General features: G+C 58.4%; 16 protein-coding genes. 9 read left to right on the top strand and 7 right to left on the bottom strand.

All coding sequences use genetic code 11. From position 1 onward, the window contains the following. Positions 1 to 37: 37 nt before the first annotated feature. Both E1297_RS14910 and E1297_RS14905 read right to left on the bottom strand, forming a co-directional pair. Positions 38 to 466, bottom strand: coding sequence for a SufE family protein (locus E1297_RS14910; protein ID WP_155139503.1), 429 nt, complete (start codon positions 464 to 466; stop codon positions 38 to 40). A 121-nt stretch (positions 467 to 587) separates the two neighbouring features. Further along, the gene (locus tag E1297_RS14905; protein ID WP_155139501.1) at positions 588 to 1199 is read right to left on the bottom strand and encodes a DUF5330 domain-containing protein; all 612 of its coding nucleotides are present in this window, start codon (positions 1197 to 1199) and stop codon (positions 588 to 590) included. A gap of 572 nt (positions 1200 to 1771) precedes the next feature. Between E1297_RS14905 and E1297_RS14900 the strand changes: the two genes are divergently transcribed. Both E1297_RS14900 and E1297_RS14895 read left to right on the top strand, forming a co-directional pair. Next, on the top strand, positions 1772 to 2632 hold the full coding sequence (locus E1297_RS14900) for a peptidoglycan-binding domain-containing protein (RefSeq protein ID WP_155139499.1): 861 nt from the start codon (positions 1772 to 1774) through the stop codon (positions 2630 to 2632). A gap of 18 nt (positions 2633 to 2650) precedes the next feature. Then, complete coding sequence (locus E1297_RS14895) at positions 2651 to 3022, top strand: DUF1491 family protein (protein ID WP_155139497.1); 372 nt, start codon at positions 2651 to 2653, stop codon at positions 3020 to 3022. A 50-nt stretch (positions 3023 to 3072) separates the two neighbouring features. On the opposite strand, the gene E1297_RS14890 is transcribed toward E1297_RS14895, so the two are convergent. Then, on the bottom strand, positions 3073 to 3789 hold the full coding sequence (locus E1297_RS14890) for an outer membrane protein (RefSeq protein ID WP_155139495.1): 717 nt from the start codon (positions 3787 to 3789) through the stop codon (positions 3073 to 3075). A gap of 309 nt (positions 3790 to 4098) precedes the next feature. On the opposite strand from E1297_RS14890, the gene E1297_RS14885 reads away from it, so the two are divergent. Together E1297_RS14885 and E1297_RS14880 are read left to right on the top strand one after the other, a co-directional pair. After that, on the top strand, positions 4099 to 4599 hold the full coding sequence (locus E1297_RS14885; RefSeq protein WP_155139494.1) for an LptA/OstA family protein: 501 nt from the start codon (positions 4099 to 4101) through the stop codon (positions 4597 to 4599). Positions 4600 to 4881: 282 nt separating this feature from the next. Then, entirely contained in the window at positions 4882 to 5265 is a 384-nt protein-coding gene (locus tag E1297_RS14880; protein WP_155139491.1) for a hypothetical protein, read from the top strand. An 85-nt stretch (positions 5266 to 5350) separates the two neighbouring features. Here E1297_RS14880 and E1297_RS14875 read toward each other — a convergent pair whose 3' ends face one another. Continuing rightward, the gene (locus tag E1297_RS14875; RefSeq protein WP_196223324.1) at positions 5351 to 7324 is read right to left on the bottom strand and encodes a bifunctional 2',3'-cyclic-nucleotide 2'-phosphodiesterase/3'-nucleotidase; all 1974 of its coding nucleotides are present in this window, start codon (positions 7322 to 7324) and stop codon (positions 5351 to 5353) included. A 699-nt stretch (positions 7325 to 8023) separates the two neighbouring features. Between E1297_RS14875 and E1297_RS14870 the strand changes: the two genes are divergently transcribed. From E1297_RS14870 to E1297_RS14855, 4 genes are all read left to right on the top strand, one after another. After that, entirely contained in the window at positions 8024 to 8410 is a 387-nt protein-coding gene (locus E1297_RS14870) for a hypothetical protein (protein WP_155139489.1), read from the top strand. Between the two features lie 231 nt (positions 8411 to 8641). Continuing rightward, positions 8642 to 8809 carry a hypothetical protein gene (locus E1297_RS14865; RefSeq protein ID WP_155139487.1) on the top strand — a complete coding sequence of 56 codons (168 nt, stop codon included), beginning with the start codon at positions 8642 to 8644 and terminating at the stop codon, positions 8807 to 8809. 100 nt (positions 8810 to 8909) lie between these two features. Continuing rightward, the gene (locus E1297_RS14860; protein ID WP_155139485.1) at positions 8910 to 9650 is read left to right on the top strand and encodes a cysteine hydrolase family protein; all 741 of its coding nucleotides are present in this window, start codon (positions 8910 to 8912) and stop codon (positions 9648 to 9650) included. A gap of 162 nt (positions 9651 to 9812) precedes the next feature. Further along, a complete protein-coding gene (locus E1297_RS14855) occupies positions 9813 to 10214 on the top strand; it encodes a glutamyl-tRNA amidotransferase (protein ID WP_155139483.1) in 402 nt (133 codons plus the stop codon). Here the strand turns inward: E1297_RS14855 and E1297_RS14850 are convergent, their stop codons facing one another. After that, the gene (locus tag E1297_RS14850) at positions 10215 to 10610 is read right to left on the bottom strand and encodes a VOC family protein (protein ID WP_155139481.1); all 396 of its coding nucleotides are present in this window, start codon (positions 10608 to 10610) and stop codon (positions 10215 to 10217) included. A 191-nt stretch (positions 10611 to 10801) separates the two neighbouring features. Between E1297_RS14850 and E1297_RS14845 the strand changes: the two genes are divergently transcribed. After that, a complete protein-coding gene (locus tag E1297_RS14845; protein WP_155139479.1) occupies positions 10802 to 11977 on the top strand; it encodes an alpha/beta hydrolase in 1176 nt (391 codons plus the stop codon). Positions 11978 to 11983: 6 nt separating this feature from the next. Here E1297_RS14845 and E1297_RS14840 read toward each other — a convergent pair whose 3' ends face one another. Together E1297_RS14840 and E1297_RS14835 are read right to left on the bottom strand one after the other, a co-directional pair. Next, positions 11984 to 13354, bottom strand: a complete 1371-nt coding sequence (locus E1297_RS14840) for an MFS transporter (protein ID WP_155139477.1) — start codon at positions 13352 to 13354, stop codon at positions 11984 to 11986. 215 nt (positions 13355 to 13569) lie between these two features. Continuing rightward, complete coding sequence (locus E1297_RS14835; RefSeq protein ID WP_155139475.1) at positions 13570 to 14937, bottom strand: MFS transporter; 1368 nt, start codon at positions 14935 to 14937, stop codon at positions 13570 to 13572. Positions 14938 to 15588: the final 651 nt, after the last annotated feature.

Here is a 15588-nt window from a genome sequence, read left to right as displayed (position 1 = left end):
TGGCCCCGGCTGAAGCAACCAAGGCGGGCCGCTCCAATCAGGCGGCCTGAAGCGCTTGCTCGGCATCGGCCCTGATCCGTCCGACCATCGACTTGAGGCCGTTGGAGCGTTGTGGGGTCAGATGCTCCTTCAGGCCGAGCTGGGTGAAAACCGCTTCCACATCGGTATCGAGTATATCGCGGGCCGTCTTTCCGGAAAACAGTGCGAGCACGATTGCGACCAGTCCCTGAACGATCAGCGCATCACTGTCGCCGCGATAGGTCAGCACGGGCACATTGCCGCTGCGGTCGATTGCCGTGATCAGCCAGACCTGGGACACGCAGCCGCGCACCTTGTTCAGGTCGGACTTGTCCTCCTCCGGCAATCCGGGCAGCTCCTTGCCGAGATCGATCAGATACTTGTAGCGATCTTCCCAGTCGTCGAGGAATTCGAAAGTTTCAAGAATGTCGTCGATTGATGTCGTCATGATCCGCCGTGCCGGTTGGTCTGCGCGTTCATATAGCCTGAAAGCCGGGGGAAGCAAATCACTGCTTGCAGGCTTTGCGCGGCGGGTGCTGCCCAAAACGCCGCCGTCTTGGTCAGGCCCGTCAGGCGTTTCCGTCCAGAGCAGGTTTGGGTTTTGGCATCGGGCTGCCGGGCGATGACGGAGGGGTTTGATTTGCGGACGGAGCGGGTCCGCCGCCCCAAGGGACCACGAGATCTTCCGGGGTCAGGGTACCAGGCGTCTTGGGGAGAAGATCCGCACCGGCAAGCCCGGCGCCAGTTTCACCGGTTGCAATAGCGGTGCTGTTTGGCGCAGTGGTGTCAGCCGGTCCGGCGGGCGCGAGTGGTCCGGTTGGCGCTGTCTGCGCGGATCGGGCTTCGACCGGTTCGGTTTCTTGAATGGCTGGAGGGGCGTCCTCTTGGGGGGCGGTTTCGAGTGCGGCTTCGTCGTCTGTTTTCGAGTTCAGGAATTCATATACAATGTGCGCGCCTTCCTGGGCCTGGGTGCTGATCGCAGAGATGGCCTTGCCGCCGGTTTCGCAGGCGTCCGGATTGCGGTCGCAAAACCCCGACAGGTCCATCACCGTGGCCTTGACGGCAAAATAGGCCGCGACCGGATCGACACTGATGCCGGTCCCGGTGTCCCGGCCCGATCCCAATGGAATCAGGGCGAGGACCAGCGTCAGCCAGAACGCCGTCCTGATAAGAAACCACATGCTGCACCCCTGGTCAGTGCCGTTTGCCAAATGATCCGAACCCGGATGTGCTTAGAAGATACACGCTGCAAGCTAACAAACCGGTTAAGGCGCCAGCTTGCCATACAGGCAGGAATACCCTTAAAATTTTAGATAACCCACCTAACCTGTTGCTCAAGATCTGTTTTTTGTCTTTCAGGGGAAATTGCGAATATCCTTTATCGTTCCTTAAGTGGTCGGTTGGAAAATGGCTCCATACGGCTGGGAAACTGGACTGCCCGAGGGGTCGGGCATTGGACTGAGTTTGTGCGTAACCGTTTGTTGATGTTGATATATCCCGGCGATAGCCAATCGAGGGAATGGTGCAGGCAGGGCTGGCTTGCAGCCCTCGATACCGCGTGCGCGGCCGCAAGGCGGGCCGAGAAACAAGGCGCCGGACGGCCCTTGCGGGCGCGCGGTGTCACACAGGTTATGCGCACATGTTGCAGCATGGAACGAAGGGCTGTGACCTTGGAAAGCATCGCTCGGTTCAAAGGCAGGCGGCCCGGCGGATCCGCCGCCGGTATGTTTTCCCATGGTTGGCGGGTCATCGCATGAGCAGAAAGCGGAAGGAAAAGACCAAGAGCCAGGCCAAAAAGGCCGTGGAAGCTGCTCCGGACGGAGTTCTGGCGCGCGCGGGCAGTTTTGCGCGCGATAATCCGGTTGCTGCGGGCGGGGCCGTCTTGATGGCTCTGACCGGCAGCCTGATCGTCGCCAACGCGGTCGGGTTTCAGTCCGGCAGCCATCCGGCCCCCCTGTTTGAGACCCGGGAGCGGGCACGCGCACTGACATCCGGTCCCGATCCGAAGTTCGTCCAAAGGTCGCTGGCTGTGTCCGCCCTGGTTCTGGATGTCCAGAACGCGTTGCGCCGCATGGACCTTTATATCGGGCCGCTCGACGGGATGAAGGGGCCTGCGACCGAGCGTGCGATCCGGCAAGCCGAGCGCATGCTGGGACGGGTGGAAACCGGCGAGGCGACGGAAGAATTGCTGGCAAGCCTGTTATTGTACGATCTGCCGGAGCCTGCTTCCAATGACCCGGTTACAGAGCTTCTTCAGGGCGGGGATGTCGATGCCGCCGCACCGGTCCCGCGTCCGAAGCCGGGGCAGCGCTATGCCTCTCTTCAAGCCCCCGCGCCTGCGGTGCCCACGCCTGCGGTGCCTGTGTCTGCCCTGCCCGAAGCCGCGCGCAGTGGGGCACTTCCTGCCGACGCGGACCGGAAGCTCGCGGTGGTTCAACAGCTCCTGTCCGATCTTGGCTACGGGCCGCTTGCCGCCGACGGGCTGATGGGGGCCAACACGGAAATGGCGATCCAGCGTTTCCAGCTTGACCGCGGGCTCCCGATCACTGGCGAGCCGACGCCGGATGTGATTGAACGTCTGGAGCGGGTTAGCGGCCAGACGATCACTTTTTAGGCGGGACACATCCAGTTCATGCGTGTGACATCAGATTTTTTTGTAAGTGCCCTTGTGCGCCGGGTGTTTCAGTTCGGGGGCTTTGCGGCAGTCAGCCGAAGGGGGGCTGCAGAAGCCGGTGCGATATTCGTCTCGGTCGACCGGCTCGACGGGACTTATGATCTCTACGGTCCGGCGCCACAGGCCTATTTTGTTGAAACCCCGGACGGGCGTCTGTTTGAAAGGGTGTTCAGCCAGTCGGACAGGGCTGCGATCGAGTCGCGGCTGAGCAGTGAGGCGCGCATGGACCCGGATTACTGGCTGGTCGAGGTGGAAGCCCGCGGCGGTGCCATTGATCTTCCCCTTGCCGACGAAGACGGTGACAAAAAAAGTGACCCTTGGCCGTTTTGACCGTTTCGAGTATTTTTCGGGGAGGCTCGTAGAAGCCTCCCCGGTCGAGATCAGTTAAAATGCCAGCTGGCGCGCAAGGTGACTGCGTGGATGTCGGAAGATGCACTATATTTTTCATCTTGGTCGGTGAGCGGGGTGACCGGGCCCGAGAAGGTGACGTCCTCAACATTCGCGTACCGGTAGTTCAGGCCAAGCGACAGGTTGTCGGTTAGCATGTAGTCAAGACCGGCTCCGAGCACGTAGCCGCCAGCCCATTCGGTGTCCTTGAATAGGCAGGTTCCCGGCTGCTCGCAATAATATCTGTCGCGATTGGTCATGCCGATTTGCGTGACCGCATAACCGCCTTCGACATAGGGCAGGAACCGGTCAAACGCATAGCCGAGCTTGAGGGTTGCGGCGACCTGACCGCGCATGTTTGTTTCCAGTGTGTCCCCAAGTTCCGGATAGAACGGGCTGAGGGACTCCTTGGAAAGGTCCGACAGATTGCCGGTCAAGTCTATCCCTGCAACGAAAGCATCCCACTGATGCAGGTAACCAAAATGCAATCCGCCGATGATGCCGGATGTGTTTTGCGAGTATTTTTGCTCGCCCCAGCCCGCAAAATACGAGCCCCATTGGGCCTTGTTGGTCCAGGTCATGTCTTGGCCAGCGGCGCCAATCTGCCCGCCTGCGTAAAAGCCGGTCCAGTTGGTCGTCTCTGCCATGGCAGCCGTTTGGTAGGAAGCCGCCACAAGCAGGGCAGTGGCGGTGAGTAGCGTCTTTTTCATTCTCTCGGATCCTGTTGGGAATACCGCTAGCGGCAAAGTCTGGACAAAAATCCATACGCTCTGCTATCAATTAATTAAAAATAATGCATATAATTAAAAGACATCTCTATATTGTATGTCTGTAAGTGCCAAAAATATAACATACAATATATAGAGAGCCTTTTCATTGTATGGTTTGTGGCTTGGTTGCCGGGGCGTCCGTCCAAACTCTTCCGGTTCCTGTCCAAATCATCGCGTCACCAAAAAGGAGCCGTAAAACCGACAAATTGGCCGCCTTTAAATCCCTCTCCGGAGCACAGGAGATTTTTCATGACATCACTCAAGGTTCTTGGCCTTGCTGCCATGCTTTCAGCTGCGGCTTTCGGTTCTGCCCAGGCCGCTGGCGGATTGTCCGGGTTGGGTCAGGAGCTGGCGTCACCGTCTACGCCTCTGACGGTCGAAGCCGGCAAGACCAGCCTCGACGAGGCGGCGGCCGACGGGGCGCAGACCGCGCTGTATGGCGGAGGCGTTCAGGCGGATTTCGGATCGATCGACATCTTTTCGGACGAACTGACCGTAACGTCGCTGTCCGCTGGCGAAGGCGCGCAAGGTGCAGCTGTTGAGCGGATTCAGGGCGCGGGTAATATCTCGATCATCTCTGGCGACGACGGCTTGTTCGTGAAGGCGGACAAAATCGATTTCGAGCCCCGGACCGGCATCATGATGATCGAGGGCAACCCGGCTCAGGTCGCGCATCAGAACAATATCGTCACCGCCAGCAAGATCACCGTCGATCTCAATGCGGACAGCGTTCAGGCCCACGACTTCTGATCATCCGGTCGCAGGGCATGCCGCATCCATGGCACAGCAGCCTGCACCCGGAATTGACGAATCCCTGCTTTTTGCGCGCGCCTCGAAAAAACCGTCAAGGCATCCGGCCTTTTACCAAAGCCCGGTGTTCAATCGCCGGGCGCAGCTGGCGGAATGCAGCGCTCGCGGGCCAAACATCACTTGAAAACCGCGTTTTGTTGCCGCAGGGTAAGGCTTGGCTGCCGGGTGGTGTTTGGCCGACGGTCTGCCGGACATCAAGTGGTCATTGTCAGGGAGTGGGTCATGAAACGCGTTGGAAATGCTCTTGTCATTGCTTTGTTTGCCGCGGGTTTGACAGCGCCGATGAGCGCCGCTTTTGGCGCTGGTGCGCCTCCGATTCCCGGCGCGGACGAAGCCGGAACCGAACCGAAGGGAAGCGGGACCCGCACATCCTACACCAGTTCCAAGTCGCCTGAGGAGATCATGCGATCCTACGAGGACACGCTCAAGGGAGACGGCTGGCAGATCCACAGCGCCGGTGGCGGCGGCAGTTCCTGGGGCGGCGGTGCGGATCTGTCTGCGACCAAGGGCGGCGAATATCTCGTCATGTCGGCCGGTGGAACGCCGGGCATGACCAATATCGACCTGTGCGTCTGGCCGGAGCGTCCGGAAGACGACGACTGCTGAGCACGGCGCAGGAAACTGCTGGCGCATTACAAGAAACAGGGCCGGGAGTGACCGGCCCTGTATTTGTTTTTGAATTGTTTCAACCTCAGAGCGTTATCCGGTAGATGCCGAAACCTGTCGCGTCCGTATCGCCCGTTGGCTCGATGGAGACCGCGGTGACGTCGCCCACATGATCGGCCGCCTTTGGGCCGGTCGTGAACTGAACGGTCGTTCCGCCGATCGGCGCCAGCGCCCAGTTGTTGTCGGCCTTCGGGCTGACGGTTCCCTTTTCCACCAGATAGCGCACGATGATGTCGCGGTTGGTGTCCGGTCCGACGAAGATCACTGTCGAGCCGTCATTGCCGGGAAAATTGCCGCCGCCGCCGGCGCGGTAATTGTTGGTCGCGACAACAAACATCTGCTCAGGATCGATCGGTTTGCCATTAAACCGCAGATCGACGATGCGGTTGGCGTCCGGGTTGGCGATCTGGCCCTTGCTGTCGTATTTGCTCGGACGGGTGATGTCGATCTTGTAGGTCACCCCGTCAATCACGTCGAAGTTATAAGACGGAAACTCCGGGTTGATCAGCGGCGCATCGGTTGCGCCCGGGGTTACCTGGTTGAATATCCCGGCTGAACGCTCCAGCCAGTCCTTGACGGTTTTGCCGTTGATTGCGACCGCGCGGATGGTGTTGGGATATAGATAAAGGTCGGCGACATTCCTGATCGCCACCGGGCCTGCCGGGACGTCGGTGTAATAGTCCGGGCCGCCCCGGCCTCCGGATTTGAAGGGGGCCGCCGCCGATAGGACCGGCAGGCCGTCCCATTCCGTGCCCTTCATCATCTTCCCGATATACCAGGTCTGCGCCTGCGACACGATCTGTACCGACGGATCGTCGGCCACCAAGGCAAAATAGGAATGCAGCGGCGCGTCGGTCTGGCCAACCGCGCGGCGGACATAGCTGAGCGTTTCGGTGTGCGCGTCTTCGACGGAAGCCAGTACCGCGGGTGCGCTGTCGACCAGTGGTGTCACCTTGCGGTCCACCCTTTCATAGATCGGCCGGGCTTCGCAGGTGTGGGCGGCAATCATCCACTTGCCGGTCTCGTCCCGGTCGAGCATCAGGTCAATCAGGCCCATATGCGATCCCCAGAAGCCGCCCATGACGGCAGGCTTGCCCCTGAGTGTTCCGGTCTTGTTGTCGACCCCGGCAATATCGGGAAAGTCGCCGGGAAAGATCTGGTGATGGTGCCCGGTGAAGAGCACGTCGATCCCGTCGACCCCGGCCAGATGCAGGGCGGCGTTTTCCATGCCGTCCGCATGGCTCTCGCCGGAAATGCCCGAATGACACAGGGCGACGATCAGGTCGGCCCCCTGCTCCTTCATCACCGGCACATAGGCCTCGGCAGTCTTGACGATGTCGCGCGCCATCACGTTGCCGTCGAGATGCTGGGCGTCCCAGTTCATGATCTGGGGCGGGACGAAGCCGATAAAACCGATCCTGATGTCATGGGCCTGACCATTGCCGTCGACGATCCGCTTGTTGAGAATCGTGAACGGGGTGATCAACGGCTTGTCCTTGAGCGGATCGCTGCCGAGGCTCTTGCCCATGGCGACATTGGCACAGACAAACGGAAAGGCGGCACCGGCCAGTGCCCGGTTCAGAAAGTCGAGCCCGTAGTTGAATTCGTGATTGCCGAGGGTCGCGCAGTCGTAACCGAGCACGTTCATGGCCGCGATCATCGGGTGCAGGTCGCCGTCCTTGAACCCGCGCTCATAGGCCACGTAGTCGCCCATCGGGTTGCCCTGGATCAGGTCGCCATTGTCCACCAGCATCGCATTGGTGGCTTCCGCGCGGATGCCGCCGATCAGGCTTGCGGTTCTCGCCAGTCCCATCGTGTCATTTGGCCGGTCGGCATAGTAGTCATAAGGAAAGATCGCGACATGGATATCCGTGGTTTCCATGATGCGCAGATGCGCCTGTGTTCCCGACGCACGCACTGAAAACGGGTGCATTGTGACGAAGGCGCCGGCTGTCCCGGCAAGGAAGGCGCGTCTGGACATGGTGGTCGAGGATTTCATCAAGCAAGGCCTTTGGCAAATATCAAGAGTGCGATGACCGGATCGGGGCAAGGCAATTGTTCATGTATCGGGCGCACAACCAGCGGATTGCATTGTGGATCCAAACTGACTGGCAATTGCGTTTTCCGATCATGGCATCGTCAAGTTTTACGTGGATGAATTCACAAATATGTGACTGTGATGAACATATCCATCCCGGGCCCGGCCTCCAGGCGAAGTCGCCGACGCGCAGGTAGGTTCGGGGGGACCATGTCAGCCTCGCGCATGGTTTGCCGTTGTACTCTCACCGAACCTGTCTTGAGCCAGTTTTCGGCTTGGCGCGGTTGCCTTGTTTGGCTGCTGCCTGACGGGATAGGCCCCGTTCTGCCCCCAGACGGGGCCTTTTTAACTGTCAAACCGGAGCTGGCACTTGTGGCCAGGCGGATGCCTCTAGAGGGCATCAGTTCTTTGTGGGTGCGTTCAACCGTCTTTATTGTACCCGATTTTAGCCGAAGCCACCGTGAGGGTTTTCTGGACGGTTGCGGGTCTGGATCAAATTCTGGCGGTGAGTTTCGATTAACGATTTTTCACATTGTCGAAAAGGTGAGGACACATTGCTCGTTTACGACTGATTGGGTGGTGGCTGGGCGCTTCGTCACATCTCCGTCGGACATCCGGGTCAACTCCTGGGGCCGCGCGGGCAACACGGGAAGTCAATCAATGAAAATCTCTCGTCTCGGAACCAGAGCAAAGTCCGCTATCATCGGAGGGCTGATTCTTGCGCAGGTGACTGTTGTTCCCACAATGGCGTTTGCTCAGCAAATGCCGAAACCGCCTGAGCCTGCGCAGATGGCAACCCAGCTCGGCCTGGACCAGCAGCAGACAACCGATTTCGTCAAGATCATGGATCAACACCAAGCAGAGGTGAAGGCTGTGCTTTCAGAGCACGGAATTGACCCGCAAAAAGCGCCGCCGACACGTGAGCAAATGCAAGCGGTTCAGCCGCAGCTCAAGCAACTGCAGGAAAAGACAAAGGCTCAACTGGCAACTGTCCTGACCCCTGAACAGATGCAGTCCCTCGCCTCGCAGCAGCCTCCGCGTTCATAGCAGCGACAGTCGTAAAGCAGACGACGTCAAGCGCTTGCCTTTCCGGGCAAGCGCTTTTCTTTTTGTTGATGTCACTCGAACGATAGAAAAGCTCACCGCATCTACCTGCATCCGGCTTGGAGGCAAGAGGGCGGCGTTGCCATTTTTCCGAAGAGATCATTGCCCCTTGTCGATTGCGATGGCCATCTTGGTGCATTCTCATCCTGAATCATCAGGCTGGAGGCCGCTGTCATGACTGCAATTGGTGTCTTCTTTTTAAGTATTCTTATGTCTTTCGTTGTTTTTTTTGAGGTTTGTGGTTTGTTTTTAAATAAAGCAAAAAAATTAAAATTAGCTATGCTATCATTATCTGTATGTGAATTACATAAAAACTTTTTTATAAGTAAAAATACTTTTTGAAATTTGCTATTTTGATTCTCATTTTTTTCTAACTGGGAAATTGCTCATGTATTGATGAGTAATCTGGTGTTTCCTTGCAGTTAGTGGAGGCAGCGCTGTGATGTCGCTCCGAGCAGTAGCAGAAGAGCCCGCAAAACAGTTCACGAATGGCCCGGTGAAGGCGAAACCTTACGATTGGCCTTATAACGGGGATCTTCGACCGTCAAACACGGCCCTGATTATCATCGACATGCAAATCGATTTCTGTGGGCCGGGTGGATATGTCGACAGGATGGGATACGACCTGTCCGCCATGCGGAAACCGATTGAACCGATCACAGTGGTGTTGAAGGAGATGCGTGCTGCGGGCTACCACATCATTCACACCCGCGAAGGGCATCGTCCCGACCTGTCAAATCTGCCAGCCAACAAACGCTGGCGGTCTCAACAGATTGGTGCCGGGATCGGCGATCCGGGGCCTTGCGGGCGAATCCTGATTGTTGGTGAGCGCGGCTGGAACATTATTCCCGAGCTGACGCCTGTCGACGGGGAGGCCGTGATCGACAAGCCTGGAAAAGGGTCGTTTTATGCAACCGATCTGAATTTGGTTCTGCACACACGCGGTGTTCAAAACTTGATCCTCGCGGGAGTGACGACAGATGTGTGTGTGCACACCACCATGCGTGATGCCAATGACCGCGGATTTGAGTGCCTGTTGTTGTCCGATTGCACGGCAGCGACCGACGCGGGAAACCACCAATCCGCACTCAAGATGATAACGATGCAGGGCGGCGTTTTTGGTGCCCATACGGACAGCGTCAGCCTGTTGAGCGGCCTGGCGGTTGCAGCGCGAAAGGCTTGACAAGGCCGCCCTCCGATGCCGGATGCGGTTCTTCGGAGAACGTCCGGCCATCGCAGGAGTTTTGAAGGCGGCGATCAATTCGGGAATACTGGACGCTTGTTGCTTCGCCTCCAGAGATTGATAGAGTCAACATCCCAACGCCTGAAGAGGGGAGGCGCCGCCATGCCCGGTCCGGTCCATCTTGCCGTCAATGGCACGCTGATGCGTGGTCTGGAACTCAATCAGAACATGCTTGATGCCGGTGCGGCGTTCGTGCGCGAGGACAGGACCGATACGCACTATCGCCTGTGGTCGGTTGATGACGTTCATCCGGCGATGATCCGGACGCGAGAAGAGCGGGGTTCGGTCACGCTCGAAATCTGGGAGGTTCCCGCCGCCTCGGTGGCGCAGATCCTGATGAACGAACCGGCCGGTCTGTCGGTGGGCAAGATTGTGCTGGCAGATGGCAGCACTGTTCTTGGTGTTTTGGGCGAGCCCTGGCTGGTCGAGGACAAGACGGAAATTACCGCTTTTGGCGGCTGGCGGGAATATGCCGGTTCCCTTGCCAGCCGCCGGGGCGGGTGATCACTTGAAGCGGCCGCCGCGCTCCAGAACCTCGATCTTGTAGCCGTCCGGATCCGTCACGAAGAAAAAGCGGGCGATCTTTTCTCCACCCGGTGCGAACTCGACCAGCTTGCCCGGTTCCATGCCTTCAGCGGAAAACCGGTCATGCTCCTTGTCCAGATCTGCGACGGATACCGCCAGGTGGCCATAGCCGTCGCCAAGCTCGTAAGGCGTGTCACGGCCCTTGTTGACGGTCAGTTCCAGTTCGAACTCGGTCTCCGGGTTGCTCAGGTAGATCAGTGTGAACTCCGGAAAATCGAGCCGGTCGGCGATCTTGAGGCCAAAAGCCTTGTCATAAAAGGCAAGTGACCGGTCTTCGTCGAGCACGCGGATCATTGAGTGGATCTGTTTGGCCATATGTTTTCCTGCCTGATTTGTTTGTGGTATGCGCGGCGCCCTTCATACCGTGCTACGCGCCGCCATGCCTGAAAAAGCTGCCCCTTGCCGGGATTGTTGTGAATCGCTGGCGTGTTCGCGCTTTTCTTTGACAGGTCTTGCGCTGAGGTGCGAGGCTCCCCGTGTCCTTACGTCAATCGGGAGAAGGTGACATGCGGCGGGTCGTTGGATGGATGGCGGTTTTTCTTCTGCTGGTAATTCCCGCAGTGTCGGCAAAGGAGGTCTGGACAGCGGAAAAGATTGAGCCTGCAAACATGCTCTATCCCGGCGAGGAGATGCTGTCGACAAACGGGATCGAGACGCTGACCTACTTCAAAAAGGGCGATCCGGACAAGCCGCTGGTGATCTTCGTGCCTGGCGGGTTTCATCTGGCCCGTGTGGCCTACGGATATCAGGGCGGCAATGAAAAGGATTTTTTGGCCTACTGGCTGGGGGAAAGGGGTTATTCGTTCCTTGGTGCGTCCTATCCGACCGGCAACAAGGTCTATTCCAAGGTCTATCCTGCCTTTTCCATTCGCGACTGGGGCAAACAGGTCGCCGCTGCAGCCAGGTATTACAGTGACCGGGAAGGGCTTTCGGGCGAGATTATCGTGCTCGGCTGGAGCGCAGGCGGCCAAATCACGCAGTCGGTCTACGAGGCCGCCGAAGACGCGGGGCTGAAGATGACGCTTTATGTGTCGATTGCCTCGACACCTCCAGTCCCGCTTTTGCTGGCCGCGCCCGGCGCAATCTCGCAAGCGCCGAATGGCCTGTCCGCAGCCCCTCAATTCTATGAGCTTTTCCGGAAATATGTTGTCGCGCAGGACAAGATGAACGGCCACACAATCATGCCCTGGGACCTGTTCGAACAGGATGTTCTTGGCGACATTCCGGTCGCACTGAACGCGATCATGATGGCATCGCGGTATGAGGACGGCAAGTTCGTTGAGGATCTGGACTGGTCGATCGCCGATACCGGTGCGTTGAAGGTCACCGACTTTCCGTTTGTGGTCACCTTGTCCGGCAACAAGGTTCTCGACAATGACCATGCCCTGACCGACCGGGGCAACTGGGGCCTTTACCAGATCCAGCATCTTTATCGGAATATCGTCCTGCCGGTGTTGTCGAAGTCGGAGGATATCGATCCGCGCAGCTGGCAGGCCCTCATGGATCAGATGGCCTACGCCACGTCGGGCGCGCTGAACGGCCGGGTGCCGGGCAATCATTTCTTCTGGTACGGCGAGGTCGGGGCGCGCCAAACCGCCGAACAGATCGACGTGCTGAAATACCGGGCCGAAAATCTGCTCGCCACCATCAAGGACATCACCGGGACGGTGAAACCGCAATAGGCAATGCTAACTGTTGCCTCTGCCTTGCGGGGCGTGCCAGTCTTTCAGCGCGAACAGGGCAGAGGCAAAGCCGGCCAGAAGAAAACCGCCCATCAGCGCAAACACGGCGCCAAAACCCAGACCGCTTGTCAAAAGCGCACTGGAGGCAGCCACGCCCGCCGTTGCCCCGAGCAGCCGGACCGTGACGATTGTGCCGCTCAACTGACCCTGTTCTCCCTCGGGCGCTGCGTTTGATGCAAGCCGCCGGGACGGCCCGATGATGCACACGATCGCGATCCCCCAGACCGTGAGAATGACTGCGAACAGCGGATAGGATCCAACAGGCAAAGACAGTCCCAGTGAAACGGCCGAAAGGCCGGCAAGCAAGGTCCCGGCAATCACGATCCGCCTTGAGCCGATCCGGTCGGCAAAGCGCCCGACAGGCACGGACAAGACCGGAGAGGGGATCACCGCCGGGAGCACCGACAGGCCGGCTTGAGCAGGCGAATACCCCAGCTGGTTTTGAAGAAAAATCGGAAAGAACACTGCCATGCACACGACTGCATACTGTCCGAGGAAAAACACGAAGACGGCCGAGGTGAAAGCCCCGAGCCGGAACAGGTGAACATTGATCAATGGTTGCGCGCGCCGGAGCTCGATCCTGTCGAACAGGAATAGACATGCGACGCCTGCAATCCCGCAGCCGAGAATGATTGTGTTGGTCCAGCCGAGCCGGGATCCTTCCATCAGGGCGAAGACCAGCCCTGTCAATCCGATCACCATCAGCGCGACCGCCCGCCAATCGAAGCTTGCAGGTTTTTCGACCGTTTGAGGTTCGCGCCAGACCAGGAGCGCAAATCCGCCGGAAATCACGATGACCGGAATGTTGACCCAGAAAATCCAGTGCCAGGACAGGTAATGGGTGATCACACCGCCCACGAGCGGCCCGAGGGCCATGAAACTTGTCGCGATGGCGGCATAGATCCCGATCGACAAGCCGCGCTGTTCAGGTGGAAACGCCATGTTGGAGCCTGCCTGCGACAGCGACAGGAGAAAGGCGGCGCTCAGGCCCTGAAGCGCACGCAAGGCGATAAGCACGCCGCCGTCGCCGGCAAATCCGGCCAGAAGCGATGCGGTCGCAAAGACTGGTGCGCTGACCAGAAGCACCTTCTTCAGTCCGAATATGTCGACGCATTTGCCGCCGACGGCTGCAAAGCAGGCCAGGGTCAGAAAATAGGCATTGACGATCCAGTGGGCGGTGCTGCGCTGAAGGTCCAGATCGCTGCGAATTGTCGGCAGAGCGACGCCGAGCACGGTTTCATCAAGGAGCACGAGACCGGACATGGTACCCATGCTGCAGATGATCAGGACCCGGCGGGTCTGCTCGGAAAGCTTCAAGGCATGCTCCTGTCAGTCGGCCGGTACACTGGTCGAGCATAGTTTACGTGAAGCCGGGTGAAAACCTTGCACCATGGTCAGGACTTTACATTTGCTTTAACGAAACTGCGCACGAAGCAGGCTGATTCAGGCGCGGAGATCCAAACGATACCATCTGATGGAGTGGAGGTGTTGTAGCGCTTGTCGGCTGAGGTTGCCGTGGCTCCGAGGCTTGATCAGGCGTTTTTCGTCGAGCCGGAGATCCGTGGTTCCTGCAGGAACAAGAGCGTTATGACGAAGGCGATGACAAGGACAAGTCCGATCAAAACGAATACAGCCGGATATCCGGATGCGTTCAGGGCAACGCTTGATCCGGTCACGCCAATCGTGGTGCCAAGGAGCCGTAATGTGAGCATCGTGCCGGTGGCCTGTCCCATCTTGTTGCGCGGTGTTGCTGCGACGGCGATCCGGCGTGCGGGCGCCAGTGTGAAGACTGCTCCGCTGCACCAGACCATAATCAGTGCGGTAATGAGAAGGTGATTTTGTGTTGACAGCACTAAAATGAGACCGCCGGTTCCGATCACCGACAGGCCGGTGCCACAGGCCACAACCTTGCGCGACCCGAACCGGTCGGCCAGATGACCGGCAGGAATTCCCAAGAGAACGAAGGGGAGAATGACCGGGATCATCGACAGGCCGGAGTCCCTTGCCGAGTACCCCATCTCCGTTTGCAGGAACATCGGGAAAAAGGCGAGGTACCCGATCAGGGCGTATTGGGCCAGGAAGTAAATGCCCATGGGGAGGATAAAGGTATACCGGCGTAGCAGGCGGACATCGAGCAGCGGATGCGCATGCCGGCGTTCGTAATAGTCGAAAAGATAGAGCGCTCCTGCGCCCGCCATTCCCGAAAACAGAATGATATTGTTGGTCCATCCGAGCGAGGTGCCCTGGAGGAATGCAAAGACCACGCCGAACAGACCGAACAGGAGCAGAAACATGCCACCCCAGTCGATTACTGTGCTTTTAGGGGCATCTCCTTTCGGTTTCCAAAGCAGTATCATCGCTGCAGCAACCAGCAAGATGATCGGGATGTCGGCCCAAAAAACCCAGCGCCAGGAGAGGTAATGGGTCAAAAGCCCGCTCAAGACAGGGCCGAGCACCATGAGTATCCCGACCACGGTGCCGTAAATCGCGATCCCGCGCCCCCGCCGTTCCGGTGTGAGAGAAAGATTGGCACCGGTTTGCGCAATTGCAAACAACAAGGCTCCGCCTATCCCTTGCAATATACGCATGGCAATCAACAAGGCCCCCGAATCTGCGAAGCCGGCAATCAGGGAGGCTGCGGTAAAGACGGCGCCGCCGAAAATCAGGAGCTGCCGTAAACCGAACATGTCCACGCTTTTGCCGCCAACAGCCACGAAACACGTCAGGGTCAGAAAATAGGCGTTGAGGATCCAGTGGGAGGTCAGGAACGACAGTCCCAGGTCTTCCTCGATCCGGGGCAGGGCCACGCCCAGGATCGATTCATCAAGAACGACCGCCCCGGAGAGGGCTCCGGTGCACATCAGAAGCAGTGTCTGCCGTCTGTCCTCTGACAGTTTCAACCGGCACACCCCGCTAAAGGGTCAGGCGCAAGCGCACTGCAGTGTATAACTCTTGCTTTCATTGAATAACCGGAGTTGGGCGTTTGTGTTGCCGGAAATACCAAAGACTTACCTAACGGTAATAAGGAGGCCTGCGCCAGACTGGCAAAAAAACCTAGGCTCAGACTTCACGAGATGCCGTCATGTGACGATGCCGCCTTTGGTGCACCTGTCCGGGTCTGGTGTTTCAACACGGGCGACTCCGGTGGGCTGGTTCAAATATCAGCCCCAGGCTGGCAGTCGAATTCGAAAGATAGGCAACGCCAGGCTCTGGCCCGGATTGTTGAGGAGGTCCGATCCCGCCATTCTCTGACAAATCGGTAAATTGAAAGCGAAAGTTGGCAGATTACATCTGAAGCAGAGCGCGTTTGAAGCGCCTTGATTGCAGTTGGAGCCTTGCAAGGGAGAAGTGGCATGAAAATGATTCGTGTAATTGCGCTGACGCTGGCTGTTGCCTTGGCGGCCGTGCCGATCGCTACAACAATCGCATCTGCATCTGCTGTTGTGACGAACCTGCGTTTATAGTGCTTGTTGGGCTCAGAGGGGGCAGCGCCGGAAACCCGTTCGGGCAAGCGCTGTGATGCTGGTCGAGGGTGCAGCTGGTGCGCCGGT

It is taken from the genome of Roseibium sp. RKSG952 (genome assembly GCF_009711355.1).
The sequence above is the reverse complement of the archived record's forward strand: the minus strand, read 5'-3'. Positions and strand labels throughout refer to the sequence as shown.